14 protein-coding genes are annotated in these 17,659 nt (G+C 39.7%); 1 reads left to right on the forward strand and 13 read right to left on the reverse strand.

Going from position 1 to position 17,659, the window contains the following annotated elements; all coding sequences use genetic code 11:
• Positions 1 to 48: 48 nt before the first annotated feature.
• The 13 genes from ftsZ to mraZ form a co-directional block, all read right to left on the reverse strand.
• On the reverse strand, positions 49 to 1,959 hold the full coding sequence (ftsZ, locus tag IX38_RS02060) for a cell division protein FtsZ (RefSeq protein WP_034701174.1): 1,911 nt from the start codon (positions 1,957 to 1,959) through the stop codon (positions 49 to 51).
• 119 nt (positions 1,960 to 2,078) lie between these two features.
• Complete coding sequence (ftsA, locus tag IX38_RS02065; RefSeq protein ID WP_034701175.1) at positions 2,079 to 3,461, reverse strand: cell division protein FtsA; 1,383 nt, start codon at positions 3,459 to 3,461, stop codon at positions 2,079 to 2,081.
• A gap of 93 nt (positions 3,462 to 3,554) precedes the next feature.
• Positions 3,555 to 4,514 carry a cell division protein FtsQ/DivIB gene (locus tag IX38_RS02070; protein ID WP_034701176.1) on the reverse strand — a complete coding sequence of 320 codons (960 nt, stop codon included), beginning with the start codon at positions 4,512 to 4,514 and terminating at the stop codon, positions 3,555 to 3,557.
• An 86-nt stretch (positions 4,515 to 4,600) separates the two neighbouring features.
• Positions 4,601 to 5,974, reverse strand: a complete 1,374-nt coding sequence (murC, locus tag IX38_RS02075; RefSeq protein ID WP_034701177.1) for a UDP-N-acetylmuramate--L-alanine ligase — start codon at positions 5,972 to 5,974, stop codon at positions 4,601 to 4,603.
• Positions 5,975 to 6,028: 54 nt separating this feature from the next.
• The gene (murG, locus tag IX38_RS02080; protein ID WP_034701178.1) at positions 6,029 to 7,132 is read right to left on the reverse strand and encodes an undecaprenyldiphospho-muramoylpentapeptide beta-N-acetylglucosaminyltransferase; all 1,104 of its coding nucleotides are present in this window, start codon (positions 7,130 to 7,132) and stop codon (positions 6,029 to 6,031) included.
• A 32-nt stretch (positions 7,133 to 7,164) separates the two neighbouring features.
• Complete coding sequence (locus tag IX38_RS02085) at positions 7,165 to 8,403, reverse strand: FtsW/RodA/SpoVE family cell cycle protein (RefSeq protein WP_034701179.1); 1,239 nt, start codon at positions 8,401 to 8,403, stop codon at positions 7,165 to 7,167.
• 69 nt (positions 8,404 to 8,472) lie between these two features.
• Positions 8,473 to 9,798 (reverse strand): UDP-N-acetylmuramoyl-L-alanine--D-glutamate ligase, encoded by a 1,326-nt coding sequence (murD, locus tag IX38_RS02090; RefSeq protein WP_034701180.1) that lies wholly within the window; start codon positions 9,796 to 9,798, stop codon positions 8,473 to 8,475.
• 84 nt (positions 9,799 to 9,882) lie between these two features.
• Positions 9,883 to 11,124, reverse strand: a complete 1,242-nt coding sequence (mraY, locus tag IX38_RS02095; RefSeq protein ID WP_034701181.1) for a phospho-N-acetylmuramoyl-pentapeptide-transferase — start codon at positions 11,122 to 11,124, stop codon at positions 9,883 to 9,885.
• Between the two features lie 76 nt (positions 11,125 to 11,200).
• Positions 11,201 to 12,661, reverse strand: a complete 1,461-nt coding sequence (locus IX38_RS02100) for a UDP-N-acetylmuramoyl-L-alanyl-D-glutamate--2,6-diaminopimelate ligase (RefSeq protein WP_034701182.1) — start codon at positions 12,659 to 12,661, stop codon at positions 11,201 to 11,203.
• A gap of 66 nt (positions 12,662 to 12,727) precedes the next feature.
• The gene (locus IX38_RS02105) at positions 12,728 to 14,719 is read right to left on the reverse strand and encodes a penicillin-binding transpeptidase domain-containing protein (protein ID WP_034701183.1); all 1,992 of its coding nucleotides are present in this window, start codon (positions 14,717 to 14,719) and stop codon (positions 12,728 to 12,730) included.
• Positions 14,703 to 15,068, reverse strand: coding sequence for an FtsL-like putative cell division protein (locus tag IX38_RS02110; RefSeq protein WP_034701184.1), 366 nt, complete (start codon positions 15,066 to 15,068; stop codon positions 14,703 to 14,705). Before IX38_RS02110 ends, IX38_RS02105 begins: the two co-directional genes overlap by 17 nt.
• A gap of 107 nt (positions 15,069 to 15,175) precedes the next feature.
• On the reverse strand, positions 15,176 to 16,069 hold the full coding sequence (gene rsmH, locus IX38_RS02115; RefSeq protein ID WP_034701185.1) for a 16S rRNA (cytosine(1402)-N(4))-methyltransferase RsmH: 894 nt from the start codon (positions 16,067 to 16,069) through the stop codon (positions 15,176 to 15,178).
• Between the two features lie 42 nt (positions 16,070 to 16,111).
• A complete protein-coding gene (gene mraZ, locus IX38_RS02120) occupies positions 16,112 to 16,570 on the reverse strand; it encodes a division/cell wall cluster transcriptional repressor MraZ (RefSeq protein ID WP_034701186.1) in 459 nt (152 codons plus the stop codon).
• A 272-nt stretch (positions 16,571 to 16,842) separates the two neighbouring features.
• On the opposite strand from mraZ, the gene IX38_RS02125 reads away from it, so the two are divergent.
• Positions 16,843 to 17,604 (forward strand): alpha/beta fold hydrolase, encoded by a 762-nt coding sequence (locus tag IX38_RS02125; RefSeq protein ID WP_034701187.1) that lies wholly within the window; start codon positions 16,843 to 16,845, stop codon positions 17,602 to 17,604.
• The last annotated feature ends 55 nt before the right edge of the window (positions 17,605 to 17,659 follow it).

Consider the following 17,659-nt stretch of genomic DNA (forward strand, 5'->3'; position numbering starts at 1 on the left):
ACTCAGCATGACGATTGTATTGTTACATTGTTACATTTTTATATTAATTTAATCAACATCTTTATTTAAAAATCTGTTCTCTCTTACCTGCATGGATCCGTTGTTGTCAGACAGATACGTATTGATATTCTGATCTGAGGCATTGGTCCCGTCGATAACGATATTCTTTCTTTTGAAAGCCGGTACAGATTCGAATTCACTTGTACTGTCAAAGCTCTGATAGCGGGAATTGAATTCTTTTAATTTATTTCTTCTCTCCAAAATTCTTTCCTGGTCAACTGCTTTATTCACAAAAGTGAACTCTGATTCTGCAGGTTTTGGAGTTTCAATTTCTATTTTTTCTTCAAAAGAAGGTTTGGTTTCAGCTTTTGGCTCTTCCTGTCTTGTGTGGAAGATGGCTTCAGCCGCCTGAACCGGAATTTCAACTGCGCTTACAGGAGCCGTAAACTCTGCTTTTGGCTGTCCGAAATCTGTCTTAGGCTCATTGGATGAAGGCTGGTTGTTTACAAAGAAACTGAATTCAACAGGTTTTTCATCTGAGAAAGCATGGGTTGCCGGTGTAGACGGAGTTTCATCTTTTCTGGCATCAAAATCAAATTTGAAAGACTCAATTTCCAGATCATTAGGATCTTCTCCTTCATCATCGTAAGAGAATAGGCTGTAAGATTCTTCTTCCGCCGATTCTTTTTCATTTTTCCAGTTGTTCTGTGTATCTTCCTCTTTATCAAAGAATTTTACTTCTGTTTTAATTTCTTCTTCCTCAATGACCATTTTTTTTTCCGAAGAAGTCATACGGAACTGCGGAGTGTCATTGTCTTCGTCATCCAGTCTGAAGGTGTGTTTTCCTCCGAAATCACGTGTTGTTTCAGCAGTTGTTTCTCTTTCTTCTCTTGTCTTAAAAGGAGAGGCTTTTGGTGTCTCAAGACTGTCGTTAAGGCTGATTCTGATCTTTTCCGTAGGGCCTGCAAATCTTTTGCTGTCATTAGAAAAACCTGTAGCGATAACGAGAACGCTTACAGAATCTCCCAATTCCTCGTCAGCACCCACCCCGAAGATAATATCGGCTGTGTTTCCTGCTTCTTTCTGGATATGATCCATAATTACCCCGATCTCATCCATGGTAACTTCTTCGGCACCGCTTCTGATCAATAGAAGAACATTTTTGGCACCTGTGATCTTGTTGTCGTTCAACAACGGGGAGTCCAGGGCTTTTTTAACAGCTTCTTCGGCTTTGTTCTCTCCTGAAGCAATTCCTGTAGACATCAATGCTGTACCGGAGTTCTGAAGGACAGATTTGGCATCTCTAAAGTCAATGTTTACATCAAAGTAACCGGTAATAACTTCTGCCATTCCTTTTGCGGCATTGGTTAAAACTTCATCGGCTTTTGAGAATCCCTGCTTGAAGCCAAGGTTTCCGAATTGCTGTCTCAGTTTATCATTATTGATCACAATAAGTGAGTCAACATTATTTCTTAGCTTTTCAAGACCGATTTCGGCCTGTTCAAGTCTTCTTTTACCTTCAAAGCTGAAGGGAACGGTAACGATACCTACCGTAAGAATTCCCATATCTTTGGCTACTTTGGCAATAACGGGAGCTGCTCCGGTACCTGTACCGCCACCCATTCCGGCAGTAATGAACACCATTTTGGTATTCTGCCCCATGGATGCTTTGATCTCTTCAATGCTTTCAATAGCGGATTTTTCCCCAACTTCAGGATCTGCTCCGGCACCAAGACCTTCTGTGATGGTGGTGCCCAGCTGTACTTTGTTGGCAACCGGGTTATTGTCTAAAGTCTGGGCATCGGTATTACAGACTACGAAATCTACTCCGTAAATACCTTTCTCGTACATGTGCTTCAGGGCATTGTTTCCGCCACCTCCTACACCGATTACTTTTATGATGGATGAATTTCCTTTTGGCAAATCAAATGAAAATCCTTGTGTACCTATATTTTCCATAACTATGCTTTTTATAATTGATGATTGACGAATGATAACTGATGAGTGATAAATGGCGCCGGCAATAAACTGTATGCCTTTTATTTATCAATTATCAATGATCTTCTATCATTTATATTTTACTCTACTTCTTCAAAGAATTTTTTAACTTTTTCCATAAGCGACTGCCCGAAGGTAAGTTTCGCTCTTCTGTTTTCCTGCTGCTCATTAACAACGGATTGCTCCTGAACGATAGCTGCGGGCTGAACGTGCTGAACTGTTTCTGTCTGTGCAGCAGCTGTTTCCGCCTTAGCCATTTCTTCTTCCATGAGCTCTTCTGTTTCGGCACCCTGCTTTTTGTCGCGGATCTTCAAACTCTCCATCAGCAAGCCGATTGATGTAGCAAATTCCGGGCCTTTCAGGTACTGATTTTTATCGTTCGCAATATATTCGTTGGCAAAACCGATTCTGCTGTCAAAACCTGTTGTATAGTTGGCAAGCTGACGAAGGTGTTTTAAGTTGGATCCGCCCCCTGTAAGGACAATCCCTGCGATCAGCTTTTTCTTTTGCTCAAATGCTCCGTACGCTTTTAATTCCGTGTTAACCATTTCCAGGATTTCTTCTACTCTGGCATTGATGATCTGTGCCAGGGTTTTAAGAGAGATTTCCTTATCCGGTCTTCCGTGAAGGCCGGGAATAGTAACAAATGTACTGTCTTTTTCTAATTCGGGAACTGCAGAACCGAATTTTACTTTCAATTGTTCAGCATGTTTTTCTATAATGGAGCAGCCTTCTTTGATATCTTCCGTAATAATCCCGCCTCCGTAAGGAATTACGCAGGTATGACGGATGATATTGTCTTTGAAGATCGCAATATCTGTAGTACCGCCTCCGATGTCAACAATGGCAACGCCGGCTTCTTTTTCTTCTTTAGTTAATACAGCTTCTGAAGATGCCAGAGGTTCCAGGGTAAGAGCTTCCATTTCCAGGCCGGCCTCTCTTACACATCTTGCGATGTTTCTGATGCTGCCCATCTGTCCTACTACCACGTGGAAGTTAGCTTCCAAACGCTTTCCGTGCATTCCTACCGGTTCCTGAATTTCACCTTCGGAATCCACTTTATATTCCTGTGGAAGGACATGGATAATTTCTTCTCCGGGAAGCATCACCAGCTTTTTTACCTGATCTTTCAGGGCTTCGATGTCGTCGTCTGTAATAAATTTGTCCGGATGCTCACGCATGATATAGTCGGAATGCTGCAGGGAACGGATGTGCTTTCCTGCGATACCTACCGTGACTTTGCGGATAGGAACTCCTGCGCTGGACTGTGCTTCGGAAACGGCGGCCTTGATTGAATTAATGGTCTGTGAGATATTATTCACAATCCCTTTATGAACTCCAAGACTTTTGGCCTTTCCAACCCCGAGAACTTCTATCTTCCCGTGTGCATTCCTCCTTCCGACAATCGCGACAATCTTCGTTGTCCCGATGTCCAGACCTACTGAATACTCTTGATTTTCCATTTTATGTCGATTTGATTTTTTTCTACTTTTTCCTTATTTTTAAACTGGGCTTTATTCCAATTGTACGCCGAATTGTCCATTCGGACTCTTTTTTTATTCTATTTTCACTTTTGCTTTAGGCTTTGTGGCCGCGGGCTTTTTCTCTGTTTTTTTGGTTTCCTTAGCTTTGGCTGCCGTTTTTATTTTTTCCTTCGGTTTTACTGAAGGTGTTTTTGCTTTTTTAGTTTCTGCAACTTTAGGCATAGCTTCCGGTTTTTTTGCTGCCGAAAGCAGCGGGGTCTTTGCCAGTTCAAGGTTTCCTGCTTTCAGAATACTGTCGTTTTCTTTGAAATAGGGATTTAAAGTGGTTACAATCTGGTTCTGGTATTTTACGGAAACCCTGCTGTACTTCTCGGGATCCTGGAATACAAGATATTTTTCCACGAAGGTTTTTAAGCCTTTTACTTTAAATTCAATATTGTCAAGATCTCCTATTTCCACTTTATAATTTCCGTCGCTGGTCAGAAGGTTATAATCGTCTTTGCTTTTTGATATTCCGATAAAAAATTTTTTGCTGAAATCGTCTTTATCAATCTTTTCTACCAGTTCTGCCAGCTTCTGATATTCATCCGGTTTAACATTTCCTGTCACCAGCATGCATGGGTGCGAATAGGTTTTGGAAATAGGAAATTCGGTTCCTTTTTCATCTACATAGAAGTCTCTTCCGTCTTTATTCAATCTGAAAACAGGAACTCTCTGCCTGATATCGAGATAGAGTTTTCCGTTCAGGTTTAAGTAGACATTGGCGCTGTCTACAGCCGGAAGTGAATTGATCTTCTTTTCAAGCGCGGGAATATTTAAATCTCCTACTTTTCCGGTAGGGTTTTCTTTTTTTACAATTTCCCGGATATCTTTTTCGTCAATGAAGTATACGGGTGTTTTTTCATTCATTTTTACAGAAATCTTATTGTCCGTGATTTTCTGGCCGCTGAATCTCTTCAATGAGAAACTCAGCAGTAATCCCAGGATGATCACTGTGACAGCAATTTTTAATATTCTGTATTTATTTTTCATATATTTTATACAATGTAAAAAGTACAGTGTACTATCGTATTCTAATTAGTTACTTTATTAAATGGTCTCTGTACGTTAATACTTTTTTACATTTTACTTTGTACAGAAGAATTTATCCACTCACAAATGGGGTCGTACAGGGTATCAATATTTCCTGCGCCTACGGTGAGGAGGATGTCAAAATCTTTTTCTTTTATTTTTTCAAAAGCACCGGATAGGTCCGATTTCTCTTTTTTATCTAAATTCACTTTTTCCAGTAGCCAGCCGGATGTTATTCCTTCAAAATTTTCCTGAAGTTCTCTTGCAGGATAGATGTCGAGAAGGATCAGTTCGTCTGCTTTGCTCAGGCTTTCTGCAAATCCGTCCGCAAAATCTCTTGTTCTGCTGAAAAGATGGGGCTGGAAAACGATTAACAGTTTTTTATCAGGATAAAAGGTTTTGACAGAGCTCACGACGGCATTGATTTCTGTCGGGTGGTGGGCATAATCGTCAATATATATTTTACCGTTCGGATAAATATGTTTGGTATATCTTCTTTTAATTCCTTTAAAATTGGCAATGGCCTTTTTCAGGGTTTCAAAATTTACGCCTAAATTGTGAAGAATAGCCAATGCTGCGGTTGCATTTTCCACATTATGGATTCCCGGAATATCCCACACGAAATCTTTTACGGTTTCAGAAGGGGTATGGAAATCAAAATAAATTTTATCATGATCCATACGCAGGTTGTCCGAATAGTAATCTGCTTTTTCATTTACAGCATACGTTTGGTGTTCTCTGCCGATATCCAGTCCTTTTCTTACAAATAGCTGTCTGTCGTTTGGAACGAGCGCTGCAAACTGTTTGAAGCCTTCTTCAATCGTGTTTTTATCACCATAAATATCCAGGTGGTCTGCATCGGTGGAGGTTACCACGGCCCAGTCCGGGGAAAGGGTCAGGAAGCTTCTGTCATATTCATCTGCCTCCACTACGGAATATTGTGCTCCGTTGTAAAGGAAATTTGATTTAAAATTTTCAGAAATTCCACCTAAAAAACAGGAAAAAGGTAGATCTGCTTCCTTGCATAAATGAGCAACCAAAGTAGAGGTTGTTGTTTTTCCGTGCGTTCCCGCGACTGCAATACAGTCTGTATTTTCTGTAATCAGGCCTAAAACTTTGGCTCTTTTTAAAACTTCAAACTGATTTTGATTTAAATAATCTAAAATCCCAAGCTTTTTTATTGCCGGAGTATAAATGACCAATGTGTTTTCTGCCTGTAAAGAAGTGATTTTATCATCTATGACATCTTCAAAAACAATATCAATTCCTTCGCTCATCAATTGCTGAGTGAGTTTGGTGTTGGTTTTATCGTAGCCCAAAACTTTCTTACCTGAAGCATTGAAATAACGCGCCAAAGCACTCATTCCGATACCTCCGATTCCGACGAAGTAATAATTTTGATATGTTTCAAGAACTTTCATAATTTATTAAAAAATTTAAAGATTAAATGATTGAAGAATTAATTCATTATCAAATTATCTCATTAACGTACTAAATATCTCATCTACAATCTCTTTTGCGGCATTGGGCTTGGCAAAATATTCCAGATTGTGAGACATTTCATTTCTTATACTTTCACTGCTGCAGATCTCATTCAGCGTATCCCAGAATTTGTCCTGCATTTCAGAATCTTTTACCATTCTTGCTGCATTTTTTTCAACCAGGTTCATGGCATTTTTGGTCTGATGGTCTTCTGCCGCGAACGGGAAGGGTACCAGAAGAACCGGTTTTTTTGCTACTGCCAGCTCTGAAATGGCAATGGCTCCGGCCCTTGAAACAATAATGTCGGCTGCGGAATAAGCCAGCTCCATATCTTTGATGAATTCCAGGATCTGGATGTTTCTACTGTTGATGCCTTTTGTTTCTTCTACAATATCTTTATAATCAAGCTTTCCTGTCTGCCAGATCAGCTGATAATCTTTTTTTACCAGTTCATTTAAATGAGATCTCCAGGCATTGTTTAATGTTCTGGAACCTAAGGAACCTCCTACGGATAGAATGGTAAGCTTATCTTTATTTAATCCCATTTTTTCTTTTGCCAGAGCTGTCTCTGCCATTCCTGTAATGATATTCTCACGAATAGGATTCCCCAGGAACTTTATTTTTTCAGCAGGGAAGCCTTCCACTTTCGGATAAGCCGTGAAAACTGCTTTGGCTTTCTTGCTTAATATTTTATTCGTTACACCGGCATGGGCATTCTGCTCCTGGATGAAGATTGGGATTCCCATTTTACTAGCTTCGTATAAAGCCGGCCCGCTTGCAAAACCGCCTGTTCCTACCGCAAAATCGGGAGCAAAACTTTTAATGATCCTTTTTGATTTAAATAAGCTTTTCAAAATTTTGAAAGGCAGCCCTAAATTCGATAATATATTTCCCCTGTCGATTCCGGCGATATCAATTCCTTCAATTTTATAACCTGCCTGCGGAACTTTTTCCATTTCCATTTTTCCGTTGGCACCGATGAACAAAAATTCCGTATCAGGAAATCTTCTTCTGATTTCATCTGCAATAGCGATAGCCGGGAAGATGTGTCCTCCTGTTCCGCCGCCGGATAATACTACTTTTAGTTTTTTGTTCATTTTTATTTTCTTATTGATACCGGTTGTTTGAACTAAGCAATATCATTAATTTCTGCTACACTCTGTTTTTTGCCCATTCCTTCTTCATCGTATATCTGGATTCTTGAGCTTATATTTAAGATAATTCCAAGCTGGAGGTAGGTAACCAGCATGGAGGTTCCTCCATAACTTATCAGGGGCAATGGCTGACCTGTTACCGGGATCAGATTGATGGCTACTGCAATATTTACAGAAAGCTGTATGAAGATCATCACCCCGAGACTGAGCACAAGCAGCGACCCGAAAAACGCGGGCATTTTGCTGGCAATCATCACGATTCTGATCATCATAATAAGATAGAGACAGATCAGGAAAGCGGCACCAATAAGCCCATATTCTTCTACAATCACGGCAAAAATAAAGTCGGAGGCAGACTGTGGGAGCATCTGCTTCAATGCACTTTTTCCAGGTCCCATTCCGGTAATTCCACCGTGAACGATAGCTGCTTTAGCCTGCATTACCTGATAGTTCTTCGCTTTTACGCTTTCGTCATCTACATCAGCTGTTTTTGCTTTGCTGGAGGTAAATGTTTCGATACGGCTCATCCATGTATGCACCCGGTTTCCACCGATGAGGTTGGTATTTAATGCAATAATCAGAAACAGGACAATCGCTACAAATGAGGAGGAGATGAAGCCTGCAATGTATTTCCAGTGAAGCTGCCCTATAATCAGAACAATCACGGAAACCATAAGGATCATCAATGCCGTGGAACCGTTGTCTTTTGCTACTAACACAAATACCAGCAAGATGGGGCCGAAGATGTACATAATGTTCTCAATCGGAAGCCTTTCCCGTGTTATTTTCTTGGTCAGATATCTGCAGAGATAGATGATGAGCATTAAAAATGCAAATGACGACGGCTGAAATGAGATGGGCGTTCCCGGAATTTTCAGCCATCTTGAAGCACTTGCTCCGTCGATGGTTTGCCCGGTAAACATGGTGACAACGAGAAGAACAATCATTAGACCGAGCAGGATACTGCTGAGCTTTCCGATGTACTCGTATTTCACCATTCCAACGACTCTCATGATCACCAGACCCAGAACCACAAAGAACATATGCTTGATGACGTGGCCTGTAGTGGTTCCGTTATTAACGATATATTCCAGATTTGAACTCGCAGAGTATACGGGGAAAATAGAGAAAATGGAGATCACAAGGATGACCATCCAAAGTACTTTATCGCCCTTTAGCAATTCGATTCTGCTTTCTGTGTTCTGTTCGTCCATATTTTTTGTATTGATGTAAAATGTATATGGTACAATGTACTTTTACATCCGACATTTTACTTTTTACATTTACTTTAATACCTGCTCTTTAAACTGTTTTCCTCTGTCTTCATAGCTTTTGAACAGGTCAAAACTTGCGCAGCATGGGGAAAGCAGAACGGTATCTCCGCTTTTTGCCAGTGATTTTGATATTTTCACGGCTTCTTCCATGCTTGAAGTATCATAAATGAATTCTTTTTTGTCTTTAAAGAAGTCTATGATCTTCGTATTGTCTATTCCTAAGCAGACAATGGCTTTTACTTTTCTTTTAACGAGGTCCTCAATTTCCGAGTAATCATTTCCTTTATCTAATCCTCCAACGATCCAGACTGTTGGCGTTTTCATGCTTTCCAAGGCGTAATAGGTGGCGTTTACATTCGTTGCCTTACTGTCGTTGATGTATTTTACTCCATTGGTCTCTGTCACGAATTCAAGTCTGTGCTCTACTGCCTGGAAAGTCATTAATGAATTTCTGATGCTTTCATTATTGATTTTCAATATTTTACCGGCAATGGAAGCGGCTAGGCTGTTGGCAACATTGTGGTTTCCGAGAAGAGACAGCTTATCAATTTTCATTGAGAAATCATCCTCCATTTTTATCACGATCTGACCGTCATCAATGAATCCCCCTTCAGGCAATTTTTCTTTTGTGGAGAAAGGAATCATTTTTGCCTTTATTTCCAGCTTTTCAAGGATATTTTTACTCATTTCATCATCTTTGTTGTAGATGAAGAAGTTATCATTTTCCTGGTTTTCTGCAATTCTGAATTTAGCTAAAGCATATTCTTCATAATTGTAGTTGTACTGATCCAGGTGATCCTGGGACAGATTCAGCAACAGGGAAATATAAGGTCTGAAGTTCTGAATATCATCCAATTGGAAAGAACTTACTTCCAGAACATAATACTCATGATTTTCATCGGCCACCTGTTTTGCAAAGCTGTATCCTATGTTTCCTCCGAGTCCTACATTCAGTCCGTCATTTTTCAGGATGTAATAGATCAGGGAAGTTGTTGTTGTTTTTCCGTTGCTTCCTGTAATGGCGATGATCTTGGCATCGGTAAATTCTGAAGCAAATTCAATTTCAGAGGAAAGTCTTATTCCTTTTTCGTGAATTTTGTGAACAATCTCTGCCTTTTTGGGAATCCCCGGGCTTTTCACGATCCAGTCGGCATTTAAAATCCTTTCTTCGTTGTGGTTTCCTTCTTCAAATTCAATTTCATTTTCTGCTAAAAACTGCTTATAGTTATCTTTAATAGCTCCTTTGTCTGAAAGAAAAACCTCCAGACCCTGTTTTTTCGCTAAATAAGCAGCTCCGCATCCGCTCTCTCCACCTCCTAAAACAACTATTTTCATATCTATTTTGATTTAATGATTGAAAGATTTAATGATTCAAAAATTTTTAAATATTTAAATTTTTCAATATTTTAAATGATTTGGTTATCTCATTTTTAATGTGATCAGGCATACAATAGCCAGCACTACACCGATGATGATCATTCTGTTCACGATCTTGCTTTCATGGAACCCTCCTTTCTGATAATGGTGGTGTAATGGTGACATTCTGAAAAATCTATTATTTTGGGCATATTCCAGCCCGTATTTTCTTTTTCTGTATTTGAAAACAACAACCTGTAGCATAACAGACACGTTTTCAATCAGGAAGATCCCGCATAAAACCGGAATCAGAAGTTCTTTTCTCAAAATGATGGCTAAAACGGCAATTACACCTCCAAGCATAAGACTTCCTGTGTCACCCATAAAAACCTGCGCAGGATAGGTATTGTACCAGAAGAAACCGATTACGGCACCTACCATAGCTACCGCAAAAATGGTGGTTTCGCCCATATTGGGGAGGAACATGATATTGAGGTAGTCTGCAAAAATAATGTTCCCGGAAAGATAGGCGAACAAGGCGAGGGTAAGCAGTATGATGGCACTAGTTCCTGCTGCGAGTCCGTCTATTCCATCGGTGATATTGGCTCCGTTTGATACGGCAGTCACGATGAAAATAACGATCGGGATAAAGACAATCCATGCCCACTCATGGGCATCTTTATCATTCATCCAGAACAGAATTCCGCTGTAATCGAACTCGTTGTTTTTAGCAAACGGAACGGTGGAAACGGTGATCTTTTCTGTAGGCATAAAATTCTGCTCTACATTATTCCGGTTCACGACCTTTGCATCCGCATATTTTCTTTTAACGGTGATATCCGGATGGAAATACATTGTAATTCCGACAATTAGCCCTAATCCGACCTGGCCTACAATTTTGAATTTTCCGCTCAGGCCGTCTTTATTTTTCTTTATTTTCTTTAAATAATCATCTACAAAACCTATAGCACCCATCCATAGCATGGAAACCAGAAGCAGAACGATATATACATTGGTGATCCTGGTAAAAAGCAGCACCGGAATAATGGTTGCAATAATAATGATAAGTCCTCCCATGGTAGGAGTCCCTTCTTTCTGCTTTTGTCCGTCCAGTCCAAGATCACGTACCAACTCGCCCATCTGTTTTGATCTCAGATAGTTGATGATCCTCTTTCCGTAAACCAGAGCAATGATGAGAGAAAACAGGACAGCGATACCTGCACGAAAGGAAATGTATTTCAGCATTCCCAATCCCGGTATGTGGATTCCCTGACTGGTTAAATATTCGTATAGATAGTATAGCATATTTTCAATTATTAATAAATGATAAGTGATTATTGATGAATGATAAATTAGTGGCTTCCAATAATCGTTTATAAATTTATTTACTCATTAACTTCCAAAGCTCGTTAATCGTTTCTTTATCGTCAAAATGATGTTTCACACCATTTATTTCCTGGTAGTTTTCGTGGCCTTTTCCGGCTACTAATACAATATCTTTTGGCTCTGCAAACTTGATCGCCATTTTAATCGCTTCTCTTCTGTCCGGAATTGAAGTGTATTTGCTGAAGTTTTGAGATTCAACACCTGCTTCAATTTCTTTGATGATCTGTGCTGGATCTTCTGTTCTCGGATTGTCTGAAGTGATGATGGCCAGCGTTGATTTTCTGGTGGCAATATTTCCCATTTCTGGTCTTTTGGAGTGATCTCTGTCGCCCCCGCATCCGAAAACGGTGATCAGTCTTTCGTTTTTGGTTCTGATATCGTTGATGCTGTCCAGAATGTTTTCTAAAGCATCCGGTGTATGTGCATAATCGACGATAAAGAAAATTCCGCCATCTGATTTGAATGTTTCAAATCTTCCGGAAACTCTTTTCAGCTTACTGACTGCCTGCAAAATTTCATCCTGCTCAAAACCAAGCTCTGAGGCAATTCCGAAAACCAGCAGTAAATTATAGACATTGAACCTTCCTGTCAGTGTGGTCCAGAACTCTTTTCCGTTGAAGTTCAGCAGCATTCCGTTGAAGTCAATTTCTAAAGACTTCCCATGGTAATCTGCCATTGTTTTCAGAGCGTAAGACTTTTTCTTTGCCTTTGTGTTCTGAAGCATCACCATGCCGTTTTTGTCATCTGCATTCGTGATGGCTACGGCAGTATCTTCAAGTCCGTCGAAAAATCTTTTCTTTGTTTTCAGATATTCGTCGAACGTTTTATGATAATCTAAATGATCGTGGGTAAGGTTGGTGAAGCCTGCCACTTTAAAATGCAGGCCTTCGATTCTGTTTTGGGCGATTCCGTGGGAACTTACCTCCATGAAAGCAAACTCACAGCCTTCTTCAACAGCCTGGGCTAAAATTTTATTGATGGTAATCACGTCCGGAGTGGTATGCGTTGCCGGAATAATTTTTTCGCCGATTCTGATTTCCACCGTAGAAAGCAGCGCCGAATCGTAGCCTAAGTTTTTGAATACATCAAAAAGAAGGGTAGACACCGATGTTTTTCCGTTGGTCCCGGTAACTCCTATCAGTTTAAGCTTTTGTGATGGATTTCCGTAAAAGTTGGATGCCAGGTGTCCCAAAGCTTTAGATGAATCTTTCACTTTGATATAGGTCACGTTTTCATCCAGTGTTTCAGGAAGCTCTTCGCACACTACTGCTTTTGCACCTTTTTCAACAGATGATGCAATGTATGAATGTCCGTCTGCAACGGTTCCTCTCACTGCTACATAGAGTGATCCTTCCGTAATCTTTCTGCTGTCGAAAACCAATTCTGAGATCTCACGGGTATCATCGCCGTGAATTTCTAAAACTGGAATCCTTTTTAATAATTCTGTTATTATCATTTTATATCTGGCAGGAATTTTTCCTGTCCTTTATTAATTGTCCTTTTTTGGACCTTGTTTTTTATTTTAATTCTGCAGAGACAAATAAATTCTCTGGTTTTTGCTGATTATGGTGCCTTCCAGCGGGAACTGCTCTTTGATCCTTCCAACGCCCTTGTAATCAATCCTGTACCCTAAGTTTTCCAATTGAGGGATCACATTTTTACCAATGAGTCCTACTACATTGGGCATCTGTTTATTATTAACCGCTACCTTGACATTAGGCTCTACCATTTTATTAAGATTTACCTTTCTGTCTACCAACATTTCTTTTTCAATATTCTGCGGTGTTTTCAGGAATGTTTTCCCTGCAATTTCCTTAAATACCGGTGCTGAAACGGTTGCTCCATAAAAGCCTTTTGCTGTATTAGGTTCACTAATCATCACATAGCAGGTATATTTCGGGTGATCTGCAGGATAGAATCCGGCAAATGATGCACGGTATTTCATAGGACCGGGTAACCAGTATTCAAATCTTGCAGTCCCTGTTTTTCCTGCCATTTTAAGGTTAGGCGTAAAGATGCTTCGTCCGGTTCCTTTTTCTACGGCTTTCGTCAGTGCGCTGGTCATCATTTTAATGGCCTTTTCCGATGCCATTTTGTTGACCATGATTTCGGGCTTTGCATTGTACACTACTTTCCCTTCTTTCATGATCTTGTCGATGAACAGGGGTTTAAGCATTTTACCGCCATTAGCAACCCCGTTATAGAAGGTTGTTAGCTGTAATAAGTTGATATTTGATGAATATCCGTAAGAAATAGAGGCCAGTGTTGCGGCATTCCATCTCTTGTTTTGTGGCGTTACGATTTTCGGTTTTGTGATTCCCGGAAGCTCGATATCCATTTTATCGAATAATTTCCATCTTCTCAGGTGGTCAAGGAAAATCTGTGGCTTTTCAGCATAATATTTTGTAATCAGTTTTGCCGTCCCCACATTACTGGATTTGGCCAAAACATCGCTTATATCGTAAGTTCCCCCGCCGTGGCCGTCTGAAATTCTCTGCTTGGCATAGGTCCAGACTCCGCCTCCTACATCTACGGTTGTATTTTCATCAATGAACCCGTCATCCATTGCTGCTAAAAGTGAAATGGTTTTAAAGGTAGAACCGGGTTCGATGTTATCTTTTAAGGCATAGTTATAAGAATCTTCGTATTCTCCAGACTCCATTCTTCTCAGATTGACCAGGGCCCGTACTTTTCCGGTTTCTGTTTCCATTACGATCACTGTTCCGTGTTTAGCTTCATAAGTGATCATCTGCTTTTCCAGAGCGGAGTGTGCAATGTCCTGAATTCTAAGGTCTAAGGTAGTGTAAACATCCTCGCCATCTACAGGTTCTTTTACTTTCCAGTAGTCGATCGGTTTCCATTGGGATGAATTGATTCTTTGCTCCAATCTTTTTCCGTCGGTTCCTGTAAGATATTTTGAAAAAGCACCTTCCAGGCCGGCTTTCATTTCGCCGTTATCCATACCGATGGTTCCTGCTCCAATCTCTGAGGTAGCCAGTTCTCTTTTATAATTCCTGTCTACTATAAAACCGCCTTTGTTTTTTCCTTTTTTAAAGATCGGAAAGTTTCTGACTCTGTCGTATTCGTCAAAATCAAGCCCTTTAACTAATGTATAGTATTGGTTTTTCTTCTTTTTCTGTTCGTCAAACTTCTTTCTGAATTCTGCCCTTGGCTTTCCGAACATTTTGCTTAAAGAATCCGTCAGTGCACCAATATTGTTGCTGTAGATCGTATCTTTCATGGTTTTGAAATCAAGATAGATGTCATAGCGCATCACGGTTGTTGCCAGGATAGATCCGTCTGACGCGAACAGGTTTCCACGGGCAGCCTTCAAGGTGGCTTCGCGGTAGTTTTTATTAATGTAATCGTCTTTAATTTCCTGAACGTTAGTGTTTTGCAGGACTACAATCCTTGCAAGAAACATCACAAATACGCACAGAGCTCCTACAGCGAAGAGGTAGCCCCACCTTAACGTTTTTTTACGTTTGTTATCGTATTCATTTTGTTTTTGCATCTGTACTGTCCAGTTTTATTAACAGTTTATGAGGATGGTTTTCCAAAGTCATCAATGAGTCCTTTGCTACTTCCTTCCCCAGTTGTGATTCCATTTTTACTTTGATCAGCTTACTCTGGGCGTAAGCGTTTCTCGATTTATATTCTTCTGTTTCTTCTTTTAAAGCATTGACAATCTTGATCTTCTTGTTGACGAGGTGATTGCTGTAAATCATGGCCATCATCAGAATGAACAACAATAAAAAATACTTGTAATGAGTTTTGATCTCATCACGGTTCAGAAAGTTTCCTTTTATAATGTCTATAAAAGTGAGCTTCTTCTGAGGGCGGTTTGTTGTTCTTTTTGCCAAAATTTCTTTATGTCAATTTGCTTTGCAGTGAATTCGTTTTGCTTGTTAATAGTCAGTTTTTTAGAAATCTCCATTCAATTTCACAATTGACCATTCACCATTCACGTTTAAACTTTAATTCCTGTTCTCATTTTTGCGCTTCTTGCTCTGGAGTTTTCCTCGATCTCCTTATCATCGGGGATGATCGCTTTACTCTTAAGCAATTCAAAGACCTTTTTATAGTTTCCATAGATATCTCTCTGCTGCTCTCCTTCAAACATTCCGTTTTTCAGGAATCTTTTTACCAGACGGTCTTCCAGTGAATGGTAAGAAATCACAACAAGTCTTCCTCCCGGCCTTAAAACATTCAGGGCCTGAACAAGCATTTCTTTGAGGGCTTCAAGCTCCTGGTTCACTTCTATTCTTATTGCCTGAAAAAGCTGTGCATAGAATTTATTAACCTTATGGGGCGGAAGGTAGCTGAAAAGCTTTTTCAGATCTTCGGTGGTTCTGATGGTTTTTGTTTTCCTGTGATGAACGATGTCTCTTGCCAGCTTTCTTGCCTCTCTCAGTTCACCGTAGTGATAAAAGATATCGGCAAGCTCTGCCTCTTCATATTCATTGATCACCCTTTTTGCATCAAGGCTCTGCATGACATTCATTCTCATATCCAGAGGGGCATTATTTCTTGTAGAAAACCCTCTTTCTGCTTCATCAAACTGATGGGATGAAACGCCAAGGTCTGCCAATACGCCGTCTACATGGGAAGCGCCATACATCAGCATGGAATTTTCTAAAAATCTGAAATTCTGATTCACCAGCGTAAATCGGGGATCATCAATCGTATTTTTAAGGGCATCCAGATCCTGATCAAAACTGAAAAGTTTTCCTTTTTCAGAAAGCCTGCTCAAAATCTCTCTTGAGTGGCCTCCTCCTCCAAAAGTGCAGTCCACGTATATTCCGTCGGGATTCGTCACCAAATCATCAACGCTCTGCTTCAATAAAACGGGGTTGTGGTACATACTTAATTGTGTTTTTACCTTACTTTTTACGGCAAGTGTAGTTTATTCTTCATCGAAAGATCCCATTACATCTTCAGCCAGGCTTGCAAAATCAGCTTCGTTGGTAGAGATCACCTTTTCATAGGCATCTTTATCCCAAATTTCAAAAAGCTCTCCTGCGCTGGTAATTACAATATCTTTCTGAAGGTTTGCAAAATGAACCAGATCTTTTGAGATCTGAAGTCTTCCCGCGTTGTCCAGTTCTACTGTTTTTACCCCTGCCGTAAACATCCGAATGAAATCAGCATTCTTTTTAATGAATCGGTTTAGCTTATTAATTTTGCCCATCAGTTTGTCCCAGGCATTCATGGGGTAAACTTCGAGGCATGGTTGGAACACAGATCTCTTGACTACAAACGCGTTATCGTCGAAGTTTTCCATCTGTTTAATTAAAGACGAAGGAACTTTTAACCGGCCTTTGTCGTCAATTTTACACTCATATGTTCCAATGAAACTTTTCATTTGGGACAAATTTATATAATAATTTCCAAAATTTCCCACTTTTTCCCACTTTTTGACTTAATGTTAATAAGTTTTATTAAAGATTTAATTTCATGGGGGTAAGTATTTGATATGATGTGTATTGTGAAAAGTATTATTTAGGCCATAGTAAAGAGGTTCTGAAAAAAGTAAAGAAAAAGGATGATATTATATTATTTTTACTTTAAATTAGGGTAATCAAAATTTTTTTGAGGTTTAATTTGTATTTTTGCAGAGCTTTATTAAGGCATTTTATGATATTTAGTACAAAAAAAGAAAAGAAATATACTTTTGTAGAGGCGGGAGAAGGACATCCATTGGTGCTGTTGCACGGTTTAATGGGTGGTTTGAGTAATTTCGATAAGATGGTAGATTTTTTTTCGGAAAGAGGGTTCAAGGTATATGTTCCTCAGCTGCCGATTTACGATCTGCCGGTACTCAATACTAATCTTACCACTCTTGCAAAATATATTATCAGGTTTATAGAAAGTCATATCTCCGGGCCTGTTACTATTGTAGGAAATTCCATGGGTGGCCACGTGGGGCTTATCATGACTTTAGCAAGACCGGACCTGATAAAAAATCTTGTTTTAACAGGAAGCTCCGGATTGTATGAAAGAACTTTCGGGGACAGTTTCCCGAGAAAAAATGACCGTTCTTATATAAGAAAGAAAACGGAAGAGGTTTTTTATGATCCTGCAATTGCCACAGAAGATCTTGTGGACGAGGTTTTTTCTGTAGTCAACGACAGAATGAAAGGAATAAAAACGGTAATGCTGGCCAGAAGTGCTATCAAACATAATATGCTGAACGATCTTCCCAAGATTTTAACACCAACGTGTCTGATCTGGGGAAGACAGGATAATGTAACACCTCCTGAAGTGGCTGAGGATATGCATAAGTTTATTCCAAATTCAGATCTTTTCTGGATCGAGAAATGCGGGCATGCCGCCATGATGGAAAAGCCGGATGAATTCAATGAAATTCTCTACAGCTGGTTAAAAGACAAAGTTTAAACAAAATATTATAAACCATTAAGATCTTTTCTTAATGGTTTGTTTTTCTAAAAAA

The sequence above is a fragment of the Chryseobacterium luteum genome, assembly GCF_000737785.1.
GTDB lineage: Bacteria > Bacteroidota > Bacteroidia > Flavobacteriales > Weeksellaceae > Chryseobacterium > Chryseobacterium luteum.

Bases quoted from the DNA above. Each gene is read 5' to 3' on its own strand.
- ftsZ (WP_034701174.1), bottom strand. From the start codon at position 1,959: ATGGAAAATATAGGTACACAAGGATTTTCATTTGATTTGCCAAAAGGA.
- ftsA (WP_034701175.1), bottom strand. From the start codon at position 3,461: ATGGAAAATCAAGAGTATTCAGTAGGTCTGGACATCGGGACAACGAAG.
- IX38_RS02070 (WP_034701176.1), bottom strand. From the start codon at position 4,514: ATGAAAAATAAATACAGAATATTAAAAATTGCTGTCACAGTGATCATC.
- murC (WP_034701177.1), bottom strand. From the start codon at position 5,974: ATGAAAGTTCTTGAAACATATCAAAATTATTACTTCGTCGGAATCGGA.
- murG (WP_034701178.1), bottom strand. From the start codon at position 7,132: ATGAACAAAAAACTAAAAGTAGTATTATCCGGCGGCGGAACAGGAGGA.
- IX38_RS02085 (WP_034701179.1), bottom strand. From the start codon at position 8,403: ATGGACGAACAGAACACAGAAAGCAGAATCGAATTGCTAAAGGGCGAT.
- murD (WP_034701180.1), bottom strand. From the start codon at position 9,798: ATGAAAATAGTTGTTTTAGGAGGTGGAGAGAGCGGATGCGGAGCTGCT.
- mraY (WP_034701181.1), bottom strand. From the start codon at position 11,124: ATGCTATACTATCTATACGAATATTTAACCAGTCAGGGAATCCACATA.
- IX38_RS02100 (WP_034701182.1), bottom strand. From the start codon at position 12,661: ATGATAATAACAGAATTATTAAAAAGGATTCCAGTTTTAGAAATTCAC.
- IX38_RS02105 (WP_034701183.1), bottom strand. From the start codon at position 14,719: ATGCAAAAACAAAATGAATACGATAACAAACGTAAAAAAACGTTAAGG.
- rsmH (WP_034701185.1), bottom strand. From the start codon at position 16,069: ATGTACCACAACCCCGTTTTATTGAAGCAGAGCGTTGATGATTTGGTG.
- mraZ (WP_034701186.1), bottom strand. From the start codon at position 16,570: ATGAAAAGTTTCATTGGAACATATGAGTGTAAAATTGACGACAAAGGC.
- IX38_RS02125 (WP_034701187.1), top strand. From the start codon at position 16,843: ATGATATTTAGTACAAAAAAAGAAAAGAAATATACTTTTGTAGAGGCG.